The 24,599-nt window shown below is 72.1% G+C and carries 28 protein-coding genes and 2 pseudogenes; 19 read left to right on the top strand and 11 right to left on the bottom strand.

Going from position 1 to position 24,599, the window contains the following annotated elements; all coding sequences use genetic code 11:
* Positions 1-78 precede the first annotated feature (78 nt).
* Positions 79-1,101, top strand: a complete 1,023-nt coding sequence (locus AB0C26_RS22515) for a LacI family DNA-binding transcriptional regulator (protein ID WP_360250562.1) — start codon at positions 79-81, stop codon at positions 1,099-1,101.
* On the opposite strand, the gene AB0C26_RS22510 is transcribed toward AB0C26_RS22515, so the two are convergent.
* From AB0C26_RS22510 to AB0C26_RS22495, 4 genes are all read right to left on the bottom strand, one after another.
* On the bottom strand, positions 1,091-1,552 hold the full coding sequence (locus AB0C26_RS22510; RefSeq protein ID WP_360250559.1) for a hypothetical protein: 462 nt from the start codon (positions 1,550-1,552) through the stop codon (positions 1,091-1,093). The two genes, AB0C26_RS22515 and AB0C26_RS22510, sit on opposite strands and share 11 nt — an antisense overlap.
* A gap of 71 nt (positions 1,553-1,623) precedes the next feature.
* Positions 1,624-2,949, bottom strand: a complete 1,326-nt coding sequence (locus tag AB0C26_RS22505; RefSeq protein WP_360250556.1) for a HAMP domain-containing sensor histidine kinase — start codon at positions 2,947-2,949, stop codon at positions 1,624-1,626.
* Positions 2,942-3,628, bottom strand: coding sequence for a response regulator transcription factor (locus tag AB0C26_RS22500; RefSeq protein ID WP_360250553.1), 687 nt, complete (start codon positions 3,626-3,628; stop codon positions 2,942-2,944). Before AB0C26_RS22500 ends, AB0C26_RS22505 begins: the two co-directional genes overlap by 8 nt.
* A gap of 234 nt (positions 3,629-3,862) precedes the next feature.
* A complete protein-coding gene (locus AB0C26_RS22495; RefSeq protein ID WP_360250550.1) occupies positions 3,863-4,147 on the bottom strand; it encodes a hypothetical protein in 285 nt (94 codons plus the stop codon).
* A 289-nt stretch (positions 4,148-4,436) separates the two neighbouring features.
* Between AB0C26_RS22495 and AB0C26_RS22490 the strand changes: the two genes are divergently transcribed.
* Positions 4,437-4,640: a cold-shock protein gene (locus tag AB0C26_RS22490; protein WP_360250547.1), complete on the top strand. Its 204-nt coding sequence runs from the start codon at positions 4,437-4,439 to the stop codon at positions 4,638-4,640.
* Between the two features lie 67 nt (positions 4,641-4,707).
* Here the strand turns inward: AB0C26_RS22490 and AB0C26_RS22485 are convergent, their stop codons facing one another.
* Positions 4,708-5,655, bottom strand: coding sequence for a hypothetical protein (locus tag AB0C26_RS22485; protein WP_360250544.1), 948 nt, complete (start codon positions 5,653-5,655; stop codon positions 4,708-4,710).
* A gap of 91 nt (positions 5,656-5,746) precedes the next feature.
* Between AB0C26_RS22485 and AB0C26_RS22480 the strand changes: the two genes are divergently transcribed.
* Positions 5,747-6,718, top strand: coding sequence for an AraC family transcriptional regulator (locus AB0C26_RS22480; protein WP_360250541.1), 972 nt, complete (start codon positions 5,747-5,749; stop codon positions 6,716-6,718).
* On the opposite strand, the gene AB0C26_RS22475 is transcribed toward AB0C26_RS22480, so the two are convergent.
* From AB0C26_RS22475 to AB0C26_RS22465, 3 genes are read right to left on the bottom strand one after another with little or no spacing between them, the layout of a single operon-like run.
* On the bottom strand, positions 6,676-7,392 hold the full coding sequence (locus AB0C26_RS22475; RefSeq protein WP_360250538.1) for a tetratricopeptide repeat protein: 717 nt from the start codon (positions 7,390-7,392) through the stop codon (positions 6,676-6,678). The two genes, AB0C26_RS22480 and AB0C26_RS22475, sit on opposite strands and share 43 nt — an antisense overlap.
* Positions 7,389-8,144, bottom strand: a complete 756-nt coding sequence (locus tag AB0C26_RS22470) for a GNAT family N-acetyltransferase (RefSeq protein WP_360250535.1) — start codon at positions 8,142-8,144, stop codon at positions 7,389-7,391. The genes AB0C26_RS22475 and AB0C26_RS22470 overlap by 4 nt, the downstream gene beginning before the upstream one ends.
* Before the next feature lie 10 nt (positions 8,145-8,154).
* Positions 8,155-8,595: a MarR family winged helix-turn-helix transcriptional regulator gene (locus tag AB0C26_RS22465; RefSeq protein ID WP_360250532.1), complete on the bottom strand. Its 441-nt coding sequence runs from the start codon at positions 8,593-8,595 to the stop codon at positions 8,155-8,157.
* A gap of 58 nt (positions 8,596-8,653) precedes the next feature.
* On the opposite strand from AB0C26_RS22465, the pseudogene AB0C26_RS22460 reads away from it, so the two are divergent.
* From AB0C26_RS22460 to AB0C26_RS22400, 13 genes and pseudogenes are all read left to right on the top strand, one after another.
* A pseudogene (locus AB0C26_RS22460) lies at positions 8,654-8,848 on the top strand (NADPH:quinone reductase); the annotation flags it as partial.
* 458 nt (positions 8,849-9,306) lie between these two features.
* Positions 9,307-9,453 (top strand): zinc-binding dehydrogenase, encoded by a 147-nt coding sequence (locus tag AB0C26_RS22455; protein ID WP_360250530.1) that lies wholly within the window; start codon positions 9,307-9,309, stop codon positions 9,451-9,453.
* A gap of 60 nt (positions 9,454-9,513) precedes the next feature.
* Positions 9,514-10,566, top strand: coding sequence for a M15 family metallopeptidase (locus AB0C26_RS22450; protein ID WP_360250527.1), 1,053 nt, complete (start codon positions 9,514-9,516; stop codon positions 10,564-10,566).
* Positions 10,567-10,620: 54 nt separating this feature from the next.
* A complete protein-coding gene (locus tag AB0C26_RS22445; protein WP_360250524.1) occupies positions 10,621-12,153 on the top strand; it encodes a LuxR C-terminal-related transcriptional regulator in 1,533 nt (510 codons plus the stop codon).
* Positions 12,150-12,668 carry a hypothetical protein gene (locus AB0C26_RS22440; RefSeq protein WP_360250521.1) on the top strand — a complete coding sequence of 173 codons (519 nt, stop codon included), beginning with the start codon at positions 12,150-12,152 and terminating at the stop codon, positions 12,666-12,668. Before AB0C26_RS22445 ends, AB0C26_RS22440 begins: the two co-directional genes overlap by 4 nt.
* A complete protein-coding gene (locus tag AB0C26_RS22435) occupies positions 12,665-13,780 on the top strand; it encodes a histidine kinase (protein ID WP_360250518.1) in 1,116 nt (371 codons plus the stop codon). The genes AB0C26_RS22440 and AB0C26_RS22435 overlap by 4 nt, the downstream gene beginning before the upstream one ends.
* Complete coding sequence (locus AB0C26_RS22430) at positions 13,777-14,430, top strand: response regulator transcription factor (RefSeq protein ID WP_360250515.1); 654 nt, start codon at positions 13,777-13,779, stop codon at positions 14,428-14,430. Before AB0C26_RS22435 ends, AB0C26_RS22430 begins: the two co-directional genes overlap by 4 nt.
* Positions 14,431-14,493: 63 nt before the next feature.
* On the top strand, positions 14,494-14,826 hold the full coding sequence (locus tag AB0C26_RS22425; RefSeq protein WP_360250512.1) for a cupin domain-containing protein: 333 nt from the start codon (positions 14,494-14,496) through the stop codon (positions 14,824-14,826).
* A 53-nt stretch (positions 14,827-14,879) separates the two neighbouring features.
* On the top strand, positions 14,880-15,719 hold the full coding sequence (locus tag AB0C26_RS22420; protein WP_360250509.1) for an alpha/beta hydrolase: 840 nt from the start codon (positions 14,880-14,882) through the stop codon (positions 15,717-15,719).
* 155 nt (positions 15,720-15,874) lie between these two features.
* A pseudogene (locus AB0C26_RS22415) lies at positions 15,875-16,078 on the top strand (PrpF domain-containing protein); the annotation flags it as partial.
* Positions 16,079-16,205: 127 nt separating this feature from the next.
* On the top strand, positions 16,206-16,442 hold the full coding sequence (locus AB0C26_RS22410) for a hypothetical protein (protein ID WP_360251667.1): 237 nt from the start codon (positions 16,206-16,208) through the stop codon (positions 16,440-16,442).
* Positions 16,439-17,410 carry a VOC family protein gene (locus AB0C26_RS22405; protein ID WP_360251632.1) on the top strand — a complete coding sequence of 324 codons (972 nt, stop codon included), beginning with the start codon at positions 16,439-16,441 and terminating at the stop codon, positions 17,408-17,410. The genes AB0C26_RS22410 and AB0C26_RS22405 overlap by 4 nt, the downstream gene beginning before the upstream one ends.
* Before the next feature lie 6 nt (positions 17,411-17,416).
* Positions 17,417-19,330 carry a tannase/feruloyl esterase family alpha/beta hydrolase gene (locus AB0C26_RS22400; protein ID WP_360251629.1) on the top strand — a complete coding sequence of 638 codons (1,914 nt, stop codon included), beginning with the start codon at positions 17,417-17,419 and terminating at the stop codon, positions 19,328-19,330.
* A 290-nt stretch (positions 19,331-19,620) separates the two neighbouring features.
* Here the strand turns inward: AB0C26_RS22400 and AB0C26_RS22395 are convergent, their stop codons facing one another.
* Positions 19,621-20,502 carry an SDR family oxidoreductase gene (locus tag AB0C26_RS22395; RefSeq protein WP_360250506.1) on the bottom strand — a complete coding sequence of 294 codons (882 nt, stop codon included), beginning with the start codon at positions 20,500-20,502 and terminating at the stop codon, positions 19,621-19,623.
* Between the two features lie 85 nt (positions 20,503-20,587).
* On the opposite strand from AB0C26_RS22395, the gene AB0C26_RS22390 reads away from it, so the two are divergent.
* The gene (locus tag AB0C26_RS22390; protein WP_360250503.1) at positions 20,588-21,166 is read left to right on the top strand and encodes a helix-turn-helix domain-containing protein; all 579 of its coding nucleotides are present in this window, start codon (positions 20,588-20,590) and stop codon (positions 21,164-21,166) included.
* Positions 21,166-22,029 carry a CehA/McbA family metallohydrolase gene (locus AB0C26_RS22385; RefSeq protein WP_360250500.1) on the top strand — a complete coding sequence of 288 codons (864 nt, stop codon included), beginning with the start codon at positions 21,166-21,168 and terminating at the stop codon, positions 22,027-22,029. Before AB0C26_RS22390 ends, AB0C26_RS22385 begins: the two co-directional genes overlap by 1 nt.
* Here AB0C26_RS22385 and AB0C26_RS22380 read toward each other — a convergent pair.
* Together AB0C26_RS22380 and AB0C26_RS22375 are read right to left on the bottom strand one after the other, a co-directional pair.
* Entirely contained in the window at positions 22,019-22,486 is a 468-nt protein-coding gene (locus tag AB0C26_RS22380) for an SAM-dependent methyltransferase (protein ID WP_360250497.1), read from the bottom strand. The two genes, AB0C26_RS22385 and AB0C26_RS22380, sit on opposite strands and share 11 nt — an antisense overlap.
* A gap of 9 nt (positions 22,487-22,495) precedes the next feature.
* Positions 22,496-23,053, bottom strand: a complete 558-nt coding sequence (locus AB0C26_RS22375; RefSeq protein ID WP_360250494.1) for a YciI family protein — start codon at positions 23,051-23,053, stop codon at positions 22,496-22,498.
* Between the two features lie 228 nt (positions 23,054-23,281).
* Between AB0C26_RS22375 and AB0C26_RS22370 the strand changes: the two genes are divergently transcribed.
* A complete protein-coding gene (locus AB0C26_RS22370) occupies positions 23,282-24,550 on the top strand; it encodes a chloride channel protein (RefSeq protein ID WP_360250491.1) in 1,269 nt (422 codons plus the stop codon).
* Positions 24,551-24,599 lie beyond the last annotated feature (49 nt).

Here is a 24,599-nt window from a genome sequence, read left to right as displayed (position 1 = left end):
AGGACTATGCCCCGGCCATTCGGCTCTGGCAAGAGGCAACCTGCCGGAAATATTCTCGTGGAAATTTCAGGGGGGACCATGCGCGAAACTACTCTGCGTGACGTCGCCGATCTGGCCGGCGTCTCGCCGCGCACGGTCTCCAACGTCGTGAACGGCTACGCCCGCGTCACCGACGCGACCCGCGAGAAGGTCGAGCGGGCCATCGCCCAGCTCGGATACCGGCCCAACGTGCTCGCCCGCAACCTGGCCACCGGCCGGTCCGGGCAGATCGTGGTCGTCGTGCCCTATCTGGACACCCCGTACTTCGCCGAGCTGCTGCAGGGGATCATTCCGGCCGCCCGCAAGCTCGGCTACAACGTGCTGGTCGACCAGACCGACGGCGACCGCGAGCACGAGCACGAGCTGATCGGGCGGGGCTCGCGCCGCTTCCTCTTCGACGGCATGATCTTCAGCCCGCTGGGCCTCTCGCAAGAGGATCTGGCCGTACGGGATCCCGACCTGCCCCTGGTCGTGCTGGGCGAGCGCTCGTCGGACGGCACGTTCGACCACGTGGGCATCGACGACGTGGCCGCCTCGACCGACGCGGTCGCGCACCTGATCTCCCTGGGCCGGCGGCGGATCGCGGCCATCGGCGACCAGCCGTACCCGACGGGCGAGGCGGCCCAGTTGCGTACACAGGGCTTCCGGGCCGCGCACGCGGCCGCGGGCCGGCCGGTCGACGAGTCCCTCATCATCAGCACGGCCCGCTTCAACCGGGTCGACGGCGCGACGGCGATGGCGGCCCTGCTCGACCGGGCCGACCCGCCGGACGCGGTCTTCTGCTACAGCGACCTCGTCGCGTCCGGCGCCATCCACGCGCTGCATCAGCGTGGCCTGCGGGTGCCGGAGGACGTGGCCATCATCGGCTACGACGACATCGAGGACGGGCGCTACAGCAGTCCCACGATCAGCACGATCCAGCCCGACAAGAGGGCGATCGCCCAGATGGCCGTCGACCGCCTCGTCAAGCGCATCACCAGCCCGTCCCCGGTGCCCGGCGTCGAATGGCGCGCCGAGCACCGGCTGATCGCCCGGGAGAGCACCCTGGGCGTCACTTCTTGACGATCACCAGGCGGGCGACGGTCTTGTCGCCCTCCCTGCGGCCGGCCACGCCGACCTCGGCCCCCGTCTTCAGGTCGCCGCGGACGGTGAACTTCTCGGCCTTGGCCCAGGTCTGGGTGAAGCCGTCGGTGGACTTCACGCTCAGGCTGTCGCCGCCGGCGGCGGTGACGGTGCCCCGCTGGACGACCAGGGTCCGGGGGCCGTCCTTGCCCTGCACGACGATCTCGCCGTGCAGGGTGTTCTTCCGCAGGTAGGCGCGGCCCGGCTGGTGCTTCGCCCGGGGCTGGTTCGACGCGGTGGCGGACGGCTCAGGGCTGTCCAGGCCGACCGTCGTCAGCGCGGACGTCTCACCGGTGAGATCAGTCGCCCCGGCCGGCGCGGCGTAGGCGGCCAGCGCGAGCAGGCCCGCGAGCCCGAGCCCGAGCGCGGTCAACTTCATGTTTCTTCTCATGGCGGCCACTCTCGCGGCGGCGCGCGTGCACCACGTCAGGGAAGTGTTCGGATTCGGTAAGGCGGATTGCTTCACGTGGCGAACGGCAGGGTGATGCGGAACATCGCGCCGCCCTCGGGGGCGTGCGCGGCCTCGATGGTGCCCTCGAGGCGTTCGACGAGGCGGGCGGCGAGGGCCAGGCCGAGGCCGCTGCCGGTCGCGCGTTCGTGGCGGTACCGCTGCTGCAGGGCGCCCCGCTGGAAGGCGACCGCCAGATCCTCGTCGGTGAAGCCGGGACCGCCGTCGCGGATCTCCACCACGCCGCCCCGCTCGCCGGCCCGGACGGCGAACACCAGGGGCGCGCCGGACGGCAGCACGCGCAGCGCGTTCTCGGCGAGCCCGTCGACCACCTGGCGCAGCCGCCCCGGGTCGGTGCCGACCATGACCGGACCGTCCGGAAGCTCGGTGCTCAGGCGCGGACCGTCCGGGGCGCAGCGCGGCGCCCACGCCTCGGCCGCCGACCCGACGAGATCGGCCAGGTCCACGGCGACCATCTGCACGGGAAGGTCGGCCGCTTCCAGCCGGGAGAGCACCAGCAGGTCGGAGATCAGCCGTTCCAGCCGATCCGCCTCGCCCAGCATGATCCGGCCGGCGCCGTCGGCGGTGACCACCCCGTCGGCCAGCGCCTCGGCGTAGCCGCGGATCGTGGCCAGGGGCGTCCGGAGCTCGTGCGAGACCGACAGCAGGAACTCGCGCTCACGGCCCTCGCTGCGCTGAAGGGCGGCGCCGAGCTGGTTGAGGGCGGTGGCCAGTTCGGCCGCCTCGGCCGGTGGGCGGACCGGCAGCCGCACGGAACGGTCGCCGGCCGAGAGCTGCTTCGCGGCCAGCGCGGCCTGCCGCAGCGGCCGGGCGATGAAGTGGGCGAGCAGCGCGCCCGCCACCACCCCGCCGGCCAGACCGGCCAGCAGGGCGATCCACACGCCGCCCAGCACCCGCGCCGCCGTGCCCGAGCCGGCCGCGCGGGTGAGCACCACCCCGGCGTCGTTGCCGGTCAGCGGGCGGCCGGAGATCAGCACCGCCCGGCCGTCCACGACCCCGCGGGCGTCGACGTCCTCGCCGGCGGCGATCCGCCCCACCACCCGCGCGGGCAGGCCCGGCCGGTCGGCGGCGCCCCGCCGGACCAGGTAGACGGCGATCCCGTCGTCGCGCAGCCGGTTCACGATCCGGGTCCGCGCCGCGGCCCGCTCGCTGGTGAGCAGTTCGACCGCCAGCGCCGACTTCTCGGACAGATCCGCGCGGGCCGCGTGGTCGGCCGACCGGACCGCGATCGGCAGGGCGACCAGGGCGGTCACGATGACCGAGACGACCGCCGTGGCCGCCGTGACGAGCACCGCCCGCCCGGTGAACGTCCTAACCATCGGCGGTGGCGGTGTAGCCGACGCCGCGGACGGTGCGGATCAGGGCGGCGCAGTCGGCCAGCTTGGCGCGCAGTTGAGCGATGTGCACGTCGACGGTGCGCGTCTGCGCGTGCGACGCGTACCCCCACACCGCGGCCAGCAGTTCCTCGCGGGTGAACACGCGGCCGGGTCGGCGCAGCAGATGCGCGAGCAGGTCGAACTCGGTAGCGGTCAGGGTGAGCGGGCGGCCGGCGGCCGAGGCCAGGCGGCGCGCCGGATCCAGCGAGACCGGGCCGAGCGTCCGCACCCGGTCGCCGTCGCCGGGGCCGGCGGCCCGGCGCAGCAGGGCGCGTACCCGCGCGACCAGCTCGCGCGGGCTGAACGGCTTGGTCAGGTAGTCGTCGCCGCCCAGCTCGAGGCCGAGGACGCGGTCCACCTCGTCGTCGCGGGCGGTCAGGAAGACCACCGGCGTCCAGTCGCCGTCCTCGCGCATCCGGCGGCAGATCTCGGTGCCCTCCAGGCCGGGCAGGGCGATGTCGAGCACACAGGCGACCGGCCGCAGCCTCCGTACGGCCTGAAGCCCCGCCTCGCCGTCGTGGGCGACATGGACGCCGAAGCCGTCGCGGGCCAGGTAGAGCCGCACGAGGTCGGCGATCGGGCGCTCGTCCTCGACGAGGAGCACCAGCCCTTTCTCGGTCACCGGCCCATTGTGCCCGCGCGGGCGGCCGGCCGATGTTCGGGCAATGTAAGAACACCCAGGGGTAAGAACACTCCTGGGTACGGCGAGAGAGGCGTCCCAGTAGCAGAGCTCGCTGCCCGGCCGCAGGTGGTGGTGGGGAGGCCCGCGGTGACCACCGAGCAGGTCCGGTCCGGCGAATCGAGGACCCCCTGATCCGCGCGGCAGTCTCGTCGCGATCGTCCGCGACAGCCGTCTCTACACAGTGGACCGCCGGCCCCTCTGGCTCAGGGGCGCGAGCTGCACCGTCCACGTGCGGGCCGACCCGATGACCTCGGTGGCCCGGCAGAGCAGTTCGCAGCCCAGCTGGGGGCTTCCCTCGGCGAAGCCGCGGTTGATGAAGCCGATCGCCTTCTGGTGGTCGCCGGCCTCGAGGGCCTGCTCCAGCCCCGCGGTCAGGGCGGTGGCGAGGACGGCGTGGAAACTGGCCGCGCTTCTCTCCCGGAGGGTCGGGACGGGCCGTGGCGAGGGTGAAACGGTCACGTGAATCTCCTGGGGGCCGACGGAACCAAGGGCCGGACGTCAGCCATGCAGGGCACTGTACGCGCGTCGCTGTGACGCAGCACGCATCCGGGTCGGCGGAGATCAGCGGATTCTGTGCTAAGTTGGCCGTGTTGCAGTTTTGATTTCCGTAGACGTTTTCGGCGCCTGATGGGTTATCTGGACCCGCGGGCGCTTTTTCGTTTTTCGTGTCGTTTCCGGCGCGGGTGATCAACGCGGCGGCGTAAGGGTTCGCACAGTGCGGCCCCTGAAAGCCTGCTAAGGAGCAGACATGGCTACCGGTACCGTGAAGTGGTTCAACGGCGACAAGGGTTTCGGCTTCATCACCCCCGATGACGGTGGCGCCGACCTGTTCGCCCACTTCTCGGCGATCGCGAGCAGCGGATACCGCAGTCTCGACGAGAACCAGCGGGTGGAGTTCGAGGTCACGCAGGGCCAGAAGGGCCTTCAGGCGTCGAACATCCGTCCTCTCTGATTTCACATTCCGCGAACGGCGGCCCGACTGGTTTCAGCGGGCCGCCGTTCGTTTTGTGTCCGGACGATCAGGCGCCGGACACCAGTTCCTGGTACGCGGCGACCCCATCCGGATCGAGGTATCCGCCGGCCGGGACCGAACTGGCGCCGAGATACCAGTTGTCCATCTGCCAGTAGGCGATGACCCGGAAGTCGCGCGCGGACAGCCACGCCCGGGACGCCCGGATGGCGGGGCCACGCGACGCCCGTACCCCCTGGTCGTCGTCTATGCCCCACTCGGGGAGCGTGAGCGGGCGGCCCAGGCCGGCGACGGCGTTGTACCAGCGCAGCATCCTTGGGTCGTTGCCGGCGCTGACCGGGTTGTCGGGCTCGCTGCCCCGGGTGCTGGCCTGCCAGTAGAGGTCGAAGCCGTACGCGTCGGCGTAGAGCGGCGGCACGATCCAGTCCCTGATCTCCCGGTCGCCGCCGGTGCCGTTGTTGGTGACGCCGGTCGAGCCGGGCCGCCACTGGTACGACATGTGGATCGGCACGATCGAGATCGAGGCGTTGACGGCCTTGGCGACCACGTAGACCCGGCTGAAGGCGGCCACGAACTGGGTGCCGGTCATGTCGTCCTCGGGTTCGTGGAAGTACGTGAGGTAGGCGCCGGCCGGCATGGCGGCCGCGATGTTCTGGATCTCGGTGTCGCAGCCGCCGGCGGCCACGGCCACCGGCGTACAGGACGTCTTGAAAGAGAACCAGAGAACGGCGCCGTACGCGGTGTGGCAGTTGACGGCGTCGGCCGGCGGCAGCTGACCGGCCGAGGCGAAGACCCGCCGGATCCCCAGATTGCCCAGGTGCGCCCGTTCGTCGAGGAAGCCGGCGCAGGTGTTCCCGCTGCCGACGGTGTCGGCGGCCGACGTGGTGGCCCCGACCGCCGGAGCCGGCGCGGCGGCGTGGGCCGGAGCCGGTGCGGCGGCCGCCACGAGCACGACCGCGGTGGTGGCGACAAGCGCCCGGTACAGGACGGTTGGCATGACCGCAGCGTAGGCACGTGAATCGAAGAGTCCACATGGATGAATGCGTGAGGGCGCCGGGTCATGCGAATTCGTGGGCAAGGTAGCGGGGGTGGACGGCTTATCGCGGTGGCGGCTCGCCAGCTCCGACATGGACCACGCGCGGCAGGAGATGGCCCGGTTCTTCGCCCCGTCCGGGCTTCGGCTGGACACGGCCGGCGGCTTCCCGTTCCGGCTCGAGCTCGACGTGGCCCGGGTGGGCGCGCTGCTGACCGGAAGCTACTCGTTCACCATGCCGCTGACCACGGCGGTCGAGAACATCGGCGGCTACCAGGTCACGCTGGCCACCGCCGGCACCGCGGGGGTCCGCCACAACCACGACGAGGTGGGCGTCGACCGGCACCGTGCCGCGGTCATCGGGCCCGGCCGCGACGTGACGTTCCGGCACGGCGCGGACTTCCGCCCCCTGGCGGTCGTGGTCGACGAACAGGCCCTGCACGCCGAGCTGTCGGCCATGCTGGGCCGCCCGGTGACGCACCGCCTCGTGCTGCCGCCGGCCCTCGACGTCACCCATGGCCCGGCCGCGAGCTGGTGCCGCCTGGTCCGCCTGTTCCGCGATGAGTCGGTGGCCAAGCACAGCCTGCTCGAATACCCGCTGATCGCCGAACGCCTGCGCTACGCCTTGATCGACGGCATGCTGCTGTGCCTGCCCCACAACTTCCGCGACGACCTCGACCAGCCGCCCCCACCGGCGCCGCCGCGCGCGATCCGCCGCGTGACGGACGCGGTGAACGAGCGCCCCGAGCGCCCTTTCACCGTGGCCGAGCTGGCCGCCGCCGGCCATCTCAGCGTCCGGTCACTCCAGGACGGGTTCCGCCGGCATCTGGGCCTGACCCCCATGGCGTACGTGCGGCAGGTCCGCCTGGGCCGGGCCCACGCCATCCTGAAGCGCGCCGCGTACGGCGAGGTGACGGTGGCCGCCGTGGCCCATCGTTGCGGCTTCGCCCACCTGGGCCGCTTCAGCAGCGAATACCGTGCCCGCTACGGCGAATCACCCTCGGACACGCTGCGCGCCGGCGACTGACCGCCCGCCCGCGCGTAGGTCTCGGCATAGGCGGCTTCGCCCAGCGCGGCCGCCGCCTCGGCGCGGGCGAGGTCGAGTTCGGCGGCGTCGTCGGGGTCGGGAACCTGGCCGTGGGCGGCGAAAGCGGCGTCGGCGGCCGCGATCAGCCGGGCCGCCCGCGCGTGGTCGCCCTCGGCGGCGGCCAGGCAGGCGTCGGCGATCGCGGCGAACGGCAGGAAGGAGGCCCAGCCGTTGCGCTCGGCCTCGGCGCGGTTGGCGGCGAACAACTCGCGAGCCGCGTCCAGGTGGCCCAGCCGGAGGTCGCAGAACGCCAGGTTGTGGCGTTCGGTGAGGACCGTCTCGGCGTGGCCCAGCTCCTCGTTGAGGCGGATGCTGTCCAGGTAGAGCTCCCGGGCGCCGGCCAGGTCGCCGGCGAGGCGGGCGACCGCGGCCAGGACGTGCCGTGGGCGTTCCTCCAGCGCCCGGTCGCCCGCGCGCTGTGCCGCCTCCAGCGACTGCCGGGCCAGGGCGGTGGCGCCGGCCAGGTCGCCGGAACGCAGGGCCGCGCGGGACAGGCCGTACAGGGCCTCCACCTCGGTGGCGCGGGACTCGGCGAGGGCGGTCCGGCACAGCCGTACGACCTCGTCGGTCTCGCCGCGCCGGAAGGCGGACCGCACGTCGTCGGCGAAGGTCATGTGAACAGGGTCCAGTTCTCGGCCAGGTGGAAGCCCATGCGGTCGTAGAGGGGGCGGCCCTCGGCCGTCGAGTGCAGGAAGGCGGTGCGGGCGCCCTTGGCGTAGGCGTCGCTGAGGGCGGCGGCGGTGGCAGCGCGGCCGAAACCCCGGCGGCGGAAGGGTGGGAGGACCGCGATGTTGAAGACGCCGACCAGGTCGCCGGAGAGGGCGGCGAAGGCGGTCGCCACCGGTTCGCCGCCGGCCTCGATCAGGTAGGCGCTCATCGACGGGTGGTCGAGCAGGTGGGGGTGGGCGAAGATGGCCATGCCGTCCAGCGGCGCCCCGAAACCGGCGGCCAGGGCCCGCTGGTAGGCCGCGCTCTCGGTTCCGGTGACGCGCCGGGCGCCGGCGACCGGGGCGGCGTCGGCCGGGGTGAGCTCACGGAGCAGGAACGGCTGCGGCGAGCGGGTGGCCAGCCCGTGTGCGGCGGCCACGGCCGCGATGCGGTCGTCGGCGTCCTCCCCGCGTACCCGAAGAGACCAGGGCAGGCCCGCCAAGCGCGGGGACGTCGCGGCGCCGGCGATCTCGCCGGCGTCGGGGTCGCGGGTGATGGCGACGACCCCGTTGAGGAGGGGAATCCGGGTGCCGGTGACGAGCTCGGCGGTGCCGTGGGGGGAGACGTGCAGATAGCCGTCGGGCTGGGTGGCGGCCAGGACGCCGTGCACGTCGAGCCAGGCGCGGGCGGCCCGGTCGGCGCGGGTGTTCGTGTTCACGGCGGCAAGGCTAACCGGCGCCGGCGGGGCGAGTGGACGCCAGCAAGCGCGTGATCACGTCGTGGGTCACGCTCAGTTCGTGGTCACTGACCACGCCGTCGAGCAGTTCGGCCACGGCGGCGTCGTACGTCCCGGTGGCGGCGGTCAGCATCGCCCGGCCCTCGGCGGTCAAGGCGATCCGGGTGGCGCGCCGGTCACCCGGGTCGGCCGTGCGCTCGATGAGGCCGGCGGCGCCGACCCGGTCGGCCAGTTTACTGGCGCCGCCCATGGTGATCCGCAGCTCACGGGCCAGGTCGCCGACGCGGGCCGGCTCGCCGTCCTGGAGAACCCACAAGGTCTCGAATCCGGCCAGCGAAAGGCCGTGGGCCTGCTTGAGCCGGGAGTCCACGTGGTCCCAGAGGACGACCTCCAGGCGTACGAGGTCATGGGCCCAGCGCACTCTCTGTGTCACGCCGCACATCTTAGCAAATTGCATTCCATGGAATCTAATTCCGTGGAAACTATAAGCCATGAGAGCCGTCGTCCTGACCTCGCCCGGACCCGTGGAGCACCTTGAGATCCGCGAGCGGCCGCTGCCCGTGCCGGGTCCCGGCGACGTGCGCATCCGCGTGAAAGCCTTCGGTCTCAACCGGTCCGAGCTCCATCTGCGCCTGGGGTACGCGGAGAACGCCCGCTTCCCGATCGTTCCCGGGATCGAGGCCGTGGGCCTGGTCGACGAGGCGCCCGGCACCGACCTGTCCCCGGGACAGCAGGTGGTGGCGATGATGGGCGGAATGGGCCGCAGCTTCGACGGCGGCTACGCCGAGTACACGGTGGTGCCGCGACGGCAGGTGATCCCGTTCGCGTCGGCACTACCGTGGGCGACGGTGGGCGCCGTACCGGAGAGGCTTCAGACGGCGTACGGCTCCCTGACCGTCGGTCTTGACCTGCGACCCGGCCAGACCCTGCTCATCCGGGGCGGAACATCGGCTCTGGGGTACGCGACGGCGGCGCTGGCCGCAAGCATGGGCGCCACCGTCCTGGCCACCACGCGCCAGCCCGGCCGCCTGGCCGAGCTGACCGCCGACCACGCGCTGCTGGACGACGGGAAGGTGGCCGAGCGGGTCCGCGCGCTCTATCCGGACGGGGTCGACGCGGCGACGCCACCTCGCTGTCGCCGGCCGTGCTGCAGGACAGCCTCGACCGGATCGCGGCCGGCACGCTCGATCTGGGGCCGGTCACCGTCTACCCGTTCGAGCGGATCCGCGACGCGCACCGGGACGTGGAGGACAACAAAGTGAGCGGCAAGGTGGTCGTGCTCGTGCCGTGACACCTGGTTCGCACCCGGGACGGCCCTGGGGCTGCACCCGGGCGACACCATCTTTGCCGGGTGACGAAACGACAGGAAACCCGATCCCGAGCCCGACGGTCCGTCACCACCGCGATCGTCGCTGCCGCTCTCGCCACCGCCGGCATGCAGGCTCCGGCCGAGGCGGCCGTCCCGGCCGCCGCGCAGAGCTGGACCAGCCTGATGTACCGCAGCCTCACCGTGACCGCCACCGGCGCGCAGCTGCGCCAGACACTCGCCACCCAGCGCACGACCGTGACGACCCGCACCGTGGAGGTCACCCGGGCCACGGCGGCCCTGTCCGTGGCCGCCAAGCAGGTCACCGCGGCCACGAACGCCGACAAGACGGCCAAGGACCGCGTGACGGCGGCCAGGGCGGCGGTGACGGCGGCCCGGAAGAAGCTGTCGAAGGTGAAGCCGCGCCACAAGTCCGCTGTCACCATCGCCCGGAACGGGGTCACGGCCGCGCAGAAGACCCTCACCGTCCGTACCACCCAAGCGCGTGCCGCGGCGACGGCCCTGGCCCAGGCCCGGTCCTCGTCGTCGGCGGCGACGGCCGCCCTGACCACCGCGAACAACTCGGTGAAGTCGGCCTCGGCGGCGATCGTGCTGACCGAGCAGAAGATCGCGGCCCTGAAGACCCCGGCCGAGCTGGCCGGCCAGGCCGCCGCCGTGAGCAGGAGCGTGGTGACGGCGGTCCGGCCGGCCTTCACCACCGCCGACACGGTCGTGATCTACGGAACGACGGTTCACCGCACCGTCTCGTACGCCTACCGGCGCATGGTCGACGACGCTGAAAAGGCCGGCATCGACATCTCGGGCGGCGGCTTCCGCACCAAGCAGCGCCAGATCGAGCTGCGGAAGATCAACGGCTGCCCGGACATCTACACGGCGCCGTCCTCGTCGTGCCGGGTGCCCACCGCCGTTCCGGGCCGGTCGCTGCACGAGATCGGCCTGGCCGTCGACGTCACGTCCGGCGGCAAGACGCTCACCTCGAAGAGCCCGGCCTTCAAGTGGCTGCAACTGCACGCGGACGAGTACGGCTTCGTCAACCTGCCGTCCGAGCCGTGGCACTGGAGCATCACGGGCGGCTGAGTGGTGTCACTCGATGGTCACTGGTCCTCTACTGGGCGGTTCTAACTTCGGCCCATGAGCACGATCGAGAGGGAACGGGAACGCCGGCGGCGGCGCCGGAAGGTGCTCCGCCGGGTGGGCCGGCCGCCGGCCGGCGGTGAGCGGACGGACGAGATCGAGCGCGCGTTCGCGCACGGGTGGACGGAGCGGGCGGCGGCGCTGCTCGACCACGCGGACCCGGGAGACGCCCGGGTACGAGCGATCCGTGCCCGTTTCGCGGCGCGGCCGCACGACGCGATCGCCGAGTTGACGCGGGCGGCGGCCGGGCTGGCCGCCGCCCGCGAGCCCGGGGCGGCGCTCGACACGCTGGTCACGGCGGCCGGGCTGTCCCTGATCACGTGGGACGGCCCGGCCGCGTCGGCGTTGCCGGCCGTGCTGGCGGCGCTCGGCGACGTGGCCGGCGATCCCCGGGCGACCGCCGTCCGGGCGGTCGGGGCTGGGGCTCGGACGGTCGGGGCTGGGACTCGGACGGTCGGGGCTGGGACTCGGACGGTTGGGGCTCGGGCGGTCGCGGGTGAGGCTGAGGGGAGCGGGCCGGAGCTCGGGCTGACCGCGCTGGCCGGTGGGGACGTGGTGCGGGCCGGCGATCTGCTGACCGCGGAGGCGGCGGCGCTGCGGCGCGGCGGGCGGCTCGGACTGCTCGTTCACGTGCTGGCGCTGCGGGCCGAGGCCGCCGTGGCCGCCGGCGACTGGCCGGCCGCGGCGTCGGCCGCCACCGAATGCCGGGTGCTGGCCGAACGTACCGGACAGCCGGCCTGGCGTGCCCGCGCGACCGCGACGATCGCCCTGGTCGAGGCGGTGCGCGGCGAGACCGAGAGCTCGGGACGGCACGCCGCCGAGGCCGAGATCCTGGGCGGCCCGCTGACCGCGACCGCCGTGCGGTACGCCCGGGGCGTGGCCCTGTTGAGCGCCGAGCGCTACGCCGAGGCGTACACCACGCTGTCGTCCTTGATGGACGGACCGCGACCGGTCGACGCCGCCGGGCACCTCGCCGAGGCCGCCCTGCGCTGCGGCAAGCGGGACGCGATGCCGCGGATCCGGGATCCGTACGTGCGCGCCCTGCTCGACGGCGACGAGGACTCGTTCGTGCGGGCGCGCCAAGCGGCGAGGTCGCCGTGGCTGGCCGCGCGGATCGATTTGGAGTACGGGTCCTGGCTGCGCCGGCAGCGGCGGGTCAGCGAGTCGCGGCTGCCGGTCGAGTCGGCGCGGCACACGTTCGAAGTGCTCGGCGCCGCCACCTGGGCGCGCCGGGCCGGACGCGAACTGCGCGCGTCCGGCGGGGTGCCGGCCGCCGGCCTCCTGTCGGCGCAGGAGCTTCAGATCGCCCGGTTCGCGGCCGACGGGCTGTCCAACCGCGAGATCGGCCAGCGGATGTTCCTGTCGCCGCGCACGGTCGGCTCGCACCTCTACCGGATCTTCCCCAAACTCGCGGTGACCTCCCGGGCTCAGCTGGCCGGCCGGATCGGTCTCCACCCTGGGGTGGAGACCGGAGTTCCATCCGTACGCCGATTCGCCGCGCCCGCGAAGCCGGGATCGTCTATGGCATGACGAACTACCTGATCAGCCTCGGCATCCTCGTTCTCATGCTCACCACCGCGCTCGGCACCCACGAGTTCACCGGCAAGCGGCTCCTGCGCCCGGTCGTCATCGTGCTGGCCGTCGCCGCCTTCTACCTCCACTCGTTCCCGACCGAGGGCAACGACGTGCCGCTGGTGCTGGCCGGCCTGGCCGCCGGTGTGCTGCTGGGCGTCGTGTCCGGGCTGTTCGTCCGGGTGCGCCGGGACGCGTCGACCGGGCGGATCCTGACCACGGCCGGCTTCGGCTTCGCGGCGATCTGGATCGCGGTGACCGCCGGGCGCATGCTGTTCATCTACGGCGCCGACCACTGGTTCACCCAGGGCCTGGTCGACTTCTCGCGCACCCACCTCATCACCGGCGCCGACGCCTGGACCGCCGCCTTCGTGGTGCTCTCGCTGGCGATGGTGCTCTCCCGCCTGGTCGTGCTGATGGTCTCCGCCGCCCGCCTCCGGCAGCCCGAGCTGTCCGGGACAATGGCGCGGTGAACGCACGACGCACCTTCCGGGTGCTGGTCTACGCCAGCGCGGTGGTGATCGCGGTGAACGCGGTCCTGGCCGGTCTCCCCTCGTCGGGAGCGGCCCGGGCCGCGTTCCCCGTCGTGGTGGTGGCCGGGATCGCGCTGTGGCTGACCGGCACGTACTCCAAGCTCACGAATCCGTGGATCCTCGCCGCCTGCTTCACCGGGGCCGGCCTCTGCGGCGCCCTGATGGACCTGATGCTGCCGTCCGGGCCCGGCTACATCCTCAGCTTCATGGCGGTGGCCGGCATCGGCCTGCGGCTCTCCCGCGTCCCCGCGTTCGTCTTCGGCGGGATCGTGGTGGTCGGCACCGCGCTGGCCGAGGCGCTCAACTCGTCGCAGGGCGTCAGCGCCTTCCTCAACCTGGCCATCGGCGGCTTCTTCCTCTTCCTGGCGTCGGCCTTCGCGCAGGCCAACCGCACGGCCCGCGAGCAGGCCGAGGAGCGCCTGGCCCAGGAGTCGGCCACCCGGGCCGCCCGCGAGGAGGCGGCCCGCCTGGCCGAGCGCGGCCGGATCGCCCGCGAACTGCACGACGTGCTCGCCCACACGCTGGCCGGCCTGGCCGTGCAGCTGGAGGGTGCGCGCCTGCTGGCCACCAAGACCGGCGCCGACCAGCGCCTGGTCGACCAGATTGCCGGCGCGCACGGCATGGCCCGCGACGGCCTCACCTCGGCCCGTCAGGTGGTCGAGACCCTGCGCGGCGACCGGCTGCCCGGCCCGTCGCTCATTCCCGGCCTGGTCGACCGGCATCCCGGCGCCACCCTGACGGTCACCGGGACGCCGCGGCCGCTCCCGCCCGAGAACGGCCTGGCGCTCTACCGTACGGTCCAGGAAGCGCTCACCAACGCGGCGAAGCACGCCGGTCCGGACGCCACGGTCGCGGTCTCGCTGGGGTGGGGCCCGGACACTGTCGAGCTGACCGTGGCCGACACCGGCGGCCCGGGGACCGAGCTGCCGTCGGGTGGCTTCGGACTGACCGGGCTGGCCGAGCGGGCGGCGCTGGCCGGGGGACACCTGTCCGCCGGGCCGACCGACAAGGGATGGCATGTCAGCCTGACGCTGCCGCTGGGGGAAAATTGACCGTCACCGTTCTGATCGCCGACGACCAGAAGGTCGTCCGCGACGGCCTGGCCATGATGCTGGGGCTGCTCGACGGCCTCACCGTGGTGGGCACGGCCCTCGACGGCGCCGACGCGCTGCGGCAGGTGGCGCTGCTCGACCCCGACGTGGTGCTGATGGACCTCAACATGCCGGGCGTGGACGGCGTCGAGGCCACGACTCGCCTCGCGGCGGCCGGGTCCCGCTCGCGGGTGGTCGTCCTGACCACGTACGCCGACGACACCACCGTCTTCCGCGCCCTGCAGGCCGGCGCGCGCGGTTACCTGACGAAGGACGCCGGCGCCGAGGACATCCAGCAGGCCATCCTGACCGTGGCGGCGGGCGAGGCCCAGCTCGACCCGAGCGTGCAGCGCCGTCTCCTGGAGGCGCTGGCCGGCGGGGCGCCGTACGGCGTGGCCCCCGTCCCCGGGGACGACAGCGGCCTGACCGCCCGCGAGGAGGACGTGCTGCGCGAGATCGCCCAGGGCCACAGCAACAGCGAGATCGCCGCCCGCCTGCACGTCTCCGACGCCACCGTGAAGACCCACGTCAACCACCTGCTGGCCAAGACGGCCTGCCGCGATCGGGCGGCCCTGGTGGCCTACGCCTTCCGCACCGGCCGCGCCCGCTAGCCGAGCGCCTTCTCGGGACTTTCGCCTCTGCACCCCGCCCGGAGGGCGGGGCAGGGTCGGAGCATGGAGAAGATCTCGCTGACCGAGCTCGCGGCCAAGGAGACGGTCACCGCCCGGGACGTGCCGAGCGGACGTGGCGCCCACACCGTCTTCGGCAACCACACGACCACCCTGCGGCAGACCGTCATCGCGCTCGCCGCCGGCCAGCAGCTGCACGAGCACAACAGCCCGGGCGACGCGACCCTTCAGGTCCTCAGCGGCCGGGTCCGTCTGGTCGCGGGCGAGGACGCCGGCGACGCCGAGGCGGGCGACCTCGTCATCATCCCCGACGCTCGGCACAGCCTGGAGGCGCTGGACGACAGCGTGGTCCTGCTGACGGTGGCCAAACTTCCCTGACGGCCAGTCATTCGCCGTATGTGGGTGGGCCGGCGCGGACGAAGCATGGCGTCATGCCAAGTAGCTACATCGACTCGCCCAACAAGCTGGTGAGCGCTCAGAACGGGATCGACTACGCCTACCGGGAGACCGGATCCTCGGGGGTGCCTCTGCTGCTCCTGCAGCACTTCCGGGGCAACCTCGACAGCTGGGATCCGGCGCTGATCGACACCCTGGCCGCCGGCCGCCGGGTCATCGCCTTCGACAACACCGGCGTCGGCGGGACGACCGGCGTCACACCGCCGAGCGTGACCCGGATGGCCCACGACGCCCTCGCCTTCCTCGACGCCCTCGGCATCACCCAGGCCGACGTCCTCGGCTTCTCCCTCGGCAGCTTCGTGGCCCAGGAGGTGGCGCTGATCCGGCCCGACGCCGTCCGCCGTCTCGTGCTGGCCTCGGCGGCGCCGCGCGGCGCGGCCGGGATGCACGGCTGGGCCCCGGACGTCATCGGCGCTGTCGGCGTCCCGCAGACCACTCCGGAGGGCTACCTCGGGGTCTTCTTCACCGGTTCCGAGGCCAGCCGTCAGGAGGGGCAGAAGGCCCTGGGCCGGATGTACGCCCGGACAGCCGACCGCGACAAGGCGACCACCTGGGAGACGCGCCTGGCCCAGTACGACGCCGTGACCGAGTGGGGCATCCCGAACCACGCCCTGCTCGAACGCGTGACGGGCATCGAGGCCCCGGTGTTCGTCGCCAACGGCGACAGCGACCCGATGATCCTGCCCCGCTACTCGCACCTGCTGGCCGGCCTGATCCCGGGCGCCCGGCTCAAGCTCTACCCGGACGCCGCCCACGGTTTCCTGTTCCAGCACTACGCCGAGTTCGCCGCCGACGTGGCCGAGTTCCTGGCCTGACCGCGGCGAGCTGAACGAGCTCGTGCATCTCGGCGAACCGGGCCGACGAGCGGGCGCCGAACTGGTCCCGCTCGCCGGGCCGGCCGCGGCTGACGTGCTCATATCGTCGACAATTGAGAAGACAACATTGACTGGCTTCAGCGCGGGCCGTAGACATGGCTGCGACGGAGGAGGCGCCATTGGCATCGCATCACGTCGTCCGGAACGTGCGCCGAGCCGAACCCGGCACCATCGAGGCCCTGCGCGACGCGGGAGTGGCCACGGTGCACGATCCCGCTGACCGCGACGACCTCCTGCTGCGCGTCCTGGGGTCGCCCGACGAGCGGCAGATCGACGGGCTCGGCGGTGGCCACCCGCTGACGAGCAAGGCCGCGGTGGTCGGGCCGTCGGCGGCGCCGGACGCCGATGACTACCGGTTCCTTCCGATGGTGCCGGGCCGGGCGATCGTCACCGGCGCGCAGACGTCGCACGTTCATCCCGCGCCGCGTGCAAGCGGCGATCGGCGTCCTCGGCGCGGTGTCGGTGGCCGCCGCCCTGCGCGCGCGGGGCGAGGCGAGCGACCGGCTGGTGCGCGTCGAGCACCTCAACGGCTTCTTCGACGCGTACGGCGAACTCGAAGGTCTCGGGCCGCGGGCCCGGCTCGTGCGCGGCAGCGTCGTGCGCACGGCGCGCAAGTTGGCCGACGGCCTGGTGTGGCCGCGCAGCGGAAAGGCAGTCGGATGAGCGTCACGCACGACCCGGACCGGCGCCGGGACATCGCCCACGTGGGGCCGATCGAGCTGCGGACGGCGGTGCTGGAGGAGTCGCGCGACTTCTTCGTCGACGTGATGGGGTTGCGGGAGGTGCACCGCGACGCTTCCTCGATCTACTTGCACACGTGGGACGACTATCAGTCGTGGACCGTCCGTCTCGTCCGGAACGTCGACGCGGGCGTTGGCCGTACCTACCTTCGGGCGGCCAGTCCGCAGGCTCTTGATCGTCTGCGCGCTGGGCTGAGAACCGACAAATCATCCAGTGATGTTCCCGGTCTGGGTGAGGTCTATTTGTTCGACGATCCCGACGGCCACGACATGGGGATCTATTGGGACGCTGAGTGGTATGCGGCGGACAAATCGGACAGGCCGGCCCTGAAGAACCAGGCGGCCAGGTATCCGGGGCGCGGCGCCAACCTGCGCCGGCTCGACCACGTGAACTACCTGACCGCGAACGTGCCCGAGACGAGCACCTTCCTCAGCGAGACCCTCGGCGCCCGCTGCACCGAACAGATCGTCAAGGACGACGGCTCGCCGCAGGCCGTCTGGTACTCGCTCGGCAACAAGACCTACGACCTGGTCTACACCGAGGACTGGACCGGCAGCCGCGGCCGCCTGCACCACGTCGCCTTCGCCACCGACACCCGCGAGGAGATCCTGCGCGCCGCCGACGTCTGCCTGGACGCCGGTGTCCACATCGAGACCGGCCCCCACAAACACGCCATTCAGCAGACCTTCTTCCTGTACGTCTGGGAGCCCGGCGGCAACCGCGTCGAGATCTGCAACGCCGGCGCGCGCCTCATCCTCGCCCCCGACTGGCGCACCATCAGCTGGACCCGCGAGGAACGCGCCAAGGGCCAGGCCTGGGGCCTCAAGACCATCGACACCTTCCACACCCACGGCACCCCGATCGTGCCCGCCGGCGAGGCCGGCACGTGATCGGACCTGTTCCAGCGCTTCCCCGGCCTGCGGTTCATCATTCCGCACGGCGGGGGAGCGGTCCCGTACCACTGGGGCCGTTTCCGCGGCCTGGCCGACATGCTCGGCCGCCCGCCGCTCGAGGAGACCGTGAGGGGCGACGTCTTCTTCGATACGTGCGTCTACCACCAGCCCGGCATCGACCTCCTCGTCAAGGTGATCGGTGTTGACAACATCCTCTTCGGATCGGAGATGGTGGGTGCTGTGCGCGGCATCGACCCCGAAACCGGCCACTACTTCGACGACACCCGCCGGTACGTCCCGCTCCGGCCCAGAGTAGGTGACCCCATGCGCCGTCCGTCCTCACTGCTGCTGGTCATCGTCCTCGGGGTCGCCTCCGCCTCCGCCACCGCTGATCCGGCCGCCCGCGGACCCCGGATCAATTGCGCGGAGGTACGCGACGTCGACCTGAGCCGGGCCACCGACGCTCCGGTCACCATCACGTCCGCCACCGTCGCCGGCGACGATTGCGAGGTACGGGGCACCATCGCCCCCGCGACCACGATCGTGGCCCGCCTTCCCCTCCGGGGCTGGACCCAGCGCTACGTACAGACCGGCTGCGGCGGCCTGTGCGGCAGCGCCACCATCAACTACGGCCAGGCCGCCGGCTGCCGGCCCGTCGACGACGGCGAGGTCGCCAGCGCCACCACCGACATGGGCCACCAGGGCCACAACGACGGCTCCTGGGCCGCCGGCAACCCCCAGGCCCAGATCGACTTCGCCTACCGCGGCGTGCATGTGACCGCGCAGACGGCCAAGGCCCTCATCAAGGCCTTCTACGGCAAGCCCCCGCGCTACTCCTACTTCACGGGTTGCTCCGACGGCGGCCGCGAGGCCCTGATGGAGGCCCAGCGCTACCCCGGCGACTTCGACGGCATCGCCGCCGGCGCCCCCGCCACCAACATGGCCGTACAGAACACCTTCCACCACGCGTGGACCGTGCTGGCCAACAAGGACGCCAACGGCAACGACATCCTGCTGGCCGACAAGCTGCCGCTGATTCACAGCGCGGTGCGCACCGCCTGCGGCTCGGTCATCGACGATCCGCGCCTCTGCCACTTCAACCCGTCGACGCTGATCTGCCGGACCGGCCAGAACCCGGCCACCTGCCTCTCGCCGGCGCAGGCCACGGTCGTCCGCAAGCTGCACGACGGCGCCACCGACTCGCGGGGGAACCGCCTGGAGCCGTACCTCTCCCACGAGTGGGGTTCCGAACTCGAATGGACCCTGTTCATCCCCGCGGCCCAGGGCCGGACGGTGGCGAGTGAGAACTTCGCCCTGTCCTACCTGCGCTACCTGGCCCAGCCGAACAACCCGCGCCCTTCCTACCAGCTGACCGACCTGAAACTGACCGTCGAGTCCTTCTGGAAGACAGTGATGCCGTCATCGTCGTACATGGCGGCCTCGAACCCCGACCTGAGCGCCTTCCAGCGCGGCGGCGGCAAGCTGATCCTGTGGCACGGCTGGAACGACCAGCACATCTCCCCCCAGAGCACCCTGATCTACTACGACGCCGTACGCCGAACGGTGCGCGACGCCGACAGCTTCACCAAGCTCTACATGTTCCCCGGCCTGGCCCATTGCTCAGGCGGCGCCGGCCCCGACACTTTCGACGTCCTGACCCCGCTGATGTCCTGGGTGGAGTCCGGCCACCAGCCGGCCCGCATCATCGCCACCAACGGCGCCCGCACCCGCCCGGTCTTCCCCTACCCGGCCGTGGCCCGCTACGACGGCACCGGAAGCCCCGACGACGCCTCGAATTTCTTTTCCTACACCCCGAAGAACCCGGTCCGCACCGACGCCAGGTGGGTGGGCCAGAGCCTCTATGCCTCCCACTACCAGACCTGGCCACGCGTGAAGAACGGCAAACTAGTCCTCTGAAGCCCCGCCTGAGTGGTGGCCCGCCGCACGGGCCACCACTCACACTCCGACCCGGTCCGCCCGCGGCGGCGGCTCGCCACGTCCGCAGACGAACGCGATCGCTTCAACGGCGTCGTCCCTCGGCACCGCGGCGGACGCGGGAGACTCCGACCAGTGAGCCGCCGTTCTTGTGAACGCATTGTTCTCCGCCTCGGGCAGCACCCACCGAAGCTCCTCGGCGCAAGTGACGACCATTCCCTCACGCACACCGTTTCTCGCGGGTCCTCAAGTGGCGTGCCAGGAAAAGAAGGTTACGGCTGGAGGTTTTCGAGGTCCTCGAGGAGGCTCGGGTGCTTGGGCTGCCAGCCCAGGGTTTCGCGGGTGTGGGTGCTGGAAGCGGGCTGGTCCATGGCGAAGATGGGGCCGAACGGGCCGAAGGTCTCCTCGGGTACCGACTCGACCGGCAGGGACAGGCGGCGGCCGACGACGGCGGCGATGTCTCGGACCGCGTCGCCCTCGTCGGCGACCGCGTGCCAGGCGGTGCCGGCCGGGGCCGATTCGAGGGCCAGGCGGAACAGGGCCGCGGCGTCGAGGGCGTGGACGGCCGGCCAGCGCTGGGTGCCGTCGCCCGGGTAGCCGGCGACGCCGGTGTGGCGGGCGGCGTCGGTGAGCAAGCCGGCGAAGCCGCCCTGGCCGTTGTTGTGGACGGTGCGGGGCATGCGTACGGAGGTGGCGCGGACGCCCTGTGAGGCCAGCGCCAGCAGCGCGTTCACCGAGCGGCCGCGCGCGCCGACCGGGCCGTCGGTCGGTACCGGGTCGGCCTCGGTGGAGGCGCGGCCGGGCACCCACGGCGTTCCGGAGACGGTGACGAGCGGGCGGCCGCTGCCGATCAGCGCCGAGCCCAGCGTGGCCATCGCGGCGCTCTCCTCGGCGATGGACGCGGCCAGGGCCTCCGGGGTGCCGTAGTCGCGCCCGAAGGCCAGGCTGATGACGCCGTCGGCCCGCGCCGCGCCGGCGCGCAGAACGTCGAGGTCGGCCAGGCCGCCGCGCAGCACCTCCGCTCCGGCGTCCCGCAGGGTGCGCTCCGAACTGTCCGAGCGGGCCAGCGCGAGCACGGTGTGGCCGTTGGTGAGCAGTTCCGCGACGACGGCCGAGCCGATCGTGCCGGTGCCGCCGGTGACGAAGACAAGCATGGATGCTCCTGAAAAGTGACGGGACTTCTGTCCCATCACCGTAGCGCATGATGGGACCATTGTCCCGTCGCCTATGATGGTCGTCATGGCGCGATGGCAACCGGAGACGACGCAACGACTGGTCGTCGCCGCCGTCGACCTGTTCACCGAGCAGGGGTACGACGCCACGACGGTGGCGCAGATCGCCGAGCGGGCCGGCGTCACGAAGAGCACCTTCTTCCGGCACTTCTCCGACAAGCGGGAACTGCTCGTCGCCGGTCAGGAAACGCTGTCGAAGCTGCTGGCCGAGGGCATCGCCGACGCCCCGCCCGAGGCCGCCCCGCTCGACGCGGTCGCCGCCGGCCTGGCGCGCGCGTCGAGCACGATGGGCCCGGCCAACCGCGAACTCGGCCCCCGCCTCAAGGCGGCCGTGGCCGCCAGCACCGAACTGCAGGAACGGGACGCCCTCAAAAGCGTCGGCCTCGCCGCCGCCATGGCCGGCGCCCTGACCGCCCGTGGCGTGCCCGAACCGGTCGCCCAGGTCGCCGCCGAACTGGGTGTGCTCGCCTTCAAGCGCGGCTACGCCCGCTGGTCCGAGGGCGACCGCGACGACGGTCAGGGCCTGGCGCCGCACGCCCTGACCGCCCTGACCGAACTGCGCGCGGCCACGGCGTCGCTGACCTGATGCCCTGGTTTCGCGGCGACTGCCACGTCCACTCCGAGCGTTCCCACGCCGGCGAGCTGACACCCGGCCAGATCGCGGCGGCGGCGCGCGCGGCCGGGCTCGACTTCATCGCCGTCACCGAGCACAACACCGTGGAAACCCATGGGGCGTTCCAGTCGTACGCCGGCGAAGACCTTCTCGTGGTGTTCGGCCAGGAAGTGACAACCGATCTCGGACATTGGCTCGCCCTGGGTCTCGATCTCGGTCAGGCCGTCGACGGCGTCGACCAGGTTCGGCGCGCCGGAGGCTTGACCGTGGTCGCGCACCCGTTCGCGCCCTATCCGACCGGGACCTTCCGTCACCCGTTCGAGGACTTCGACGCGGTCGAGGTGTGGAACGGCCAGTGGATCTCGGATCTGCCCTGGAACGCCGACAACGAGGCGGCGCTCGCCCGATGGGAGAGGGACCTTCGCCGCGGCCGGTGGCGGCCGGCGATCGGCAACAGCGACGTTCATCTCGCCGGCCAGATCGGCACACCTCAGACGGTCGTACGGGCCGAGAAGGCCGATGCGGACAAGGTGCTCGCCGGCATTCGCGGGGGACATTGCTGGATCGCCGAGTCGGCCGGCGTCGAGCTGTCGTTCACCGCCACCGTCGGCGAGCGCCGCGCCCAGGCCGGCGAACGGCTGAGCACCGGTGGCCGCGAGGTCGTGGTGACCGCCGAGGTGAGCGGGGTCCCGGGTGGAACGGTTGCCGTTCACACCGACCGCGGCGAGATCGGCCGGTCCACCTTCGCCGCCGAGTCGGCGTTCGTCCGGGCCGAGGTGCGTCACCCCGGCGGCCGGATGGCGGCGCTCACCAACCCGATCTTCCTCACGGCCTGAAGTAGTCCGCCATGAGTTTGGAGACGAACTCGGGCTGCTCGACGTCGGCCACGGTGAACTCCCGCATGGCCGGCTTCAGGTCGACGACCGGGGTGCCGGTGACCGCGTCGAGGCCGACGACGGTCAGTTCGCGGCCGCTGACGGACTCGATGGCGCACGTGGTCACGCCGATCCGGTTGGGGCGGCGCGGGCCCCGCGTGGCGAAGATGCCGACCGGTGGCAGGTCGGCCCGGCCACGGTACGGGCGCGGCTCGCGATAGTCGCCGGGCTCCTCGAGCTGGTCGAAGACGAACAGCACCTCGACGTGCGAGAAGAGCTCCAGCCCCTGCAGGCACGCGTCGCCGAAGCGTTCGTCGACGACGATCGTGCTGCGGACCGCGCCCCAGTAGTCGGAGTTCTGCACATCCGTCCGCTCGTTGCGAACCGTGCCGATCGAAGTGATGTCGAAGCTGACCATGGCCCGAGGCTACCGGCGGCCGCCGAAGGTCCAAGGATGAATCTCGATCGTCTCGTACGCCCCGGTCGCCGCGAAGACGTCCCCGATGGCCGCCGGCTCGTCGAACTCCCCGATCACGGCCGCGCCCTCCCAGTCCTCGGTGTCCTCGGAGAGGAGCCGGCCGTACGCGATGAGCCGCTTCCGGTCGAGGACCGGCTCGGTTCCGGGCCAGTCCATCAGCGGCTTGGCGTGCGCGAGGACCAGATAACGCCTCCGCTCCTCCTCTCGGCCCGGGAAGTCCCACATGGTCTGTCCCAGCAGATCCACGTAGCGCCGTACGATGACGCGGCGATAGACCCCGGCCAGATAGTTGGGCTCTTCGAAGGCGAAGACCTGTGCGGCCGGAACGCCGGGCAGATCGACGATGTGGACGCTGCCGGTGGCCCCGTCGAGGTCGTCGGTCAGCGTCGGTCCCCGGGCGATCATCCCGTCGGCGTACCGGTCCATGAACGCCCAGTGTTCTTCGACGAGCCGCTGCCGCAGCTCCCCGGTCCCGTCTCGATCCCAGCAGTAGAAGAAGAAATCCACCCGAGCAGGGTCCCACGGCCGTGCGCCGGGTCAGCGGGACGTCGCCGAACGGCGCGGCCACGGTCCGCCCGGCCCGGATCGACTCGGTCCGGGCGAGGGCGTCGGAGGTGAAGCCGCCGGGGCGCGGGATCGGCCAGCCCAGACCGGACCGGCGTACGACGGCCTCGACAAGCCTTCATCCGCACGGGGTGAGGTGTCGCGGACGGAGGCCGGGAACGCTCGTTGATTGTGAGCGCGACGAGGGAACCGGTTCTGGCGCCGCCGTTCACTCGCCGGCGCGAGTTCTGGGTCCTCATCGCGTACGCAATCGTCCTCGGGGTTTTCGGCGCCTTCGCCGGTCTGGTCTTCGTGGGGGCGACCGGGGCCGGTGGCCGGTGGTACGGCGAGCCGGATCCGGGATGGTTCGGCGGGGCCTGGTGGTGGATCGCGGTCACCGCCGGCGCGGGGCTGGCCGTCGGGCTGCTGCGGCGGCTGACCGGGCTGCCCGGGGAGCTTCCGGGGCTGATCGCCGACCTGCGGGAGGAGCACGTCGACGCCAAGCTGGTGCCCGGGGTCGTCGCCGTGTCGGCGGTGTCGCTGATCGGCGGGGCCAGCCTCGGGCCGGAGAAGGCGCTGGGCTCCATCGGTGGCGGCGCCGGCGGCTGGTGGTCGCGGCGGCGCGGGCTGAGCGAGGACGACGCGCGACTGAACACCTTGTCGGGCTTCGCCGGCGCGTACGGGGGACTGTTCTCCAGCACGGTGATCGTGGTGGCCATGATCATGGAGATCGCCCGGCCGGGAGGACAGAGATACGTCAAAGCCCTCTTGAGTACGATCGTCGCCTCGAGTGTCTCGTTCGGCGTCTACTTCGTCATCGCCGGGTCCGTCTTTCTCGACGCCTATCAGGTGCCGCGGTACGAGTTCAAGGACTGGCTCCTGGTCGCCGGGGTGCCCCTCGGCCTGGTCGCGGCGGTCGTGGTGGCGTTGATGGGCCTGTTCGTCAAGGGCGCGGCGGCGCTGTTCGGGCGGCTCAGGCTCCCTCCCATGGCGAGGCCCGTGCTGGGCGGTGCCGTTTTCGGGCTGGTCGGCGTGGCGCTGCCGCTGACCATGTTCACCGGCAGCGATCAGCTCGAGACCGTGCTCGGCGAGGCCGGGAGCCTGGGCCTCGGGCTGCTGATCGCCGTACCGATCGCGAAAATGCTCACCTTCGCCGTGAGCCAGGCCAGCGGCTTCGTGGGCGGGCCGATCTTCCCGGCCCTGTTCGTCGGGGGAGCCGCCGGCGTCCTGATCCACCAGGTGATCCCGGGAGTGCCGCTGGGGCTGGCGTTCACCTGCCTGCTCGCGGCGGTGCCGGGCGGGGTGGTCGCCGCGCCGTTCTCGATGGTGCTGCTGGCCGCGTTCATGACGCAGATCGGGGCCTTGCAGACCGCCCCCATTCTGATCGCCGTCATCACGTCGTTCCTCACGACCAAGGGCGTCGAGTACCTCGTCGCCCGGACCAGGCGAGGTGAGACATGAGCAAAAAGGACCGATTGCCGTACGTCGCCATGATCGTCCTCGGGGTGGC

The sequence above is a fragment of the Actinoplanes sp. NPDC048796 genome, assembly GCF_040650035.1.
Taxonomy (GTDB): Bacteria; Actinomycetota; Actinomycetes; order Mycobacteriales; family Micromonosporaceae; genus Actinoplanes.
The sequence above is the reverse complement of the archived record's forward strand: the minus strand, read 5'-3'. Positions and strand labels throughout refer to the sequence as shown.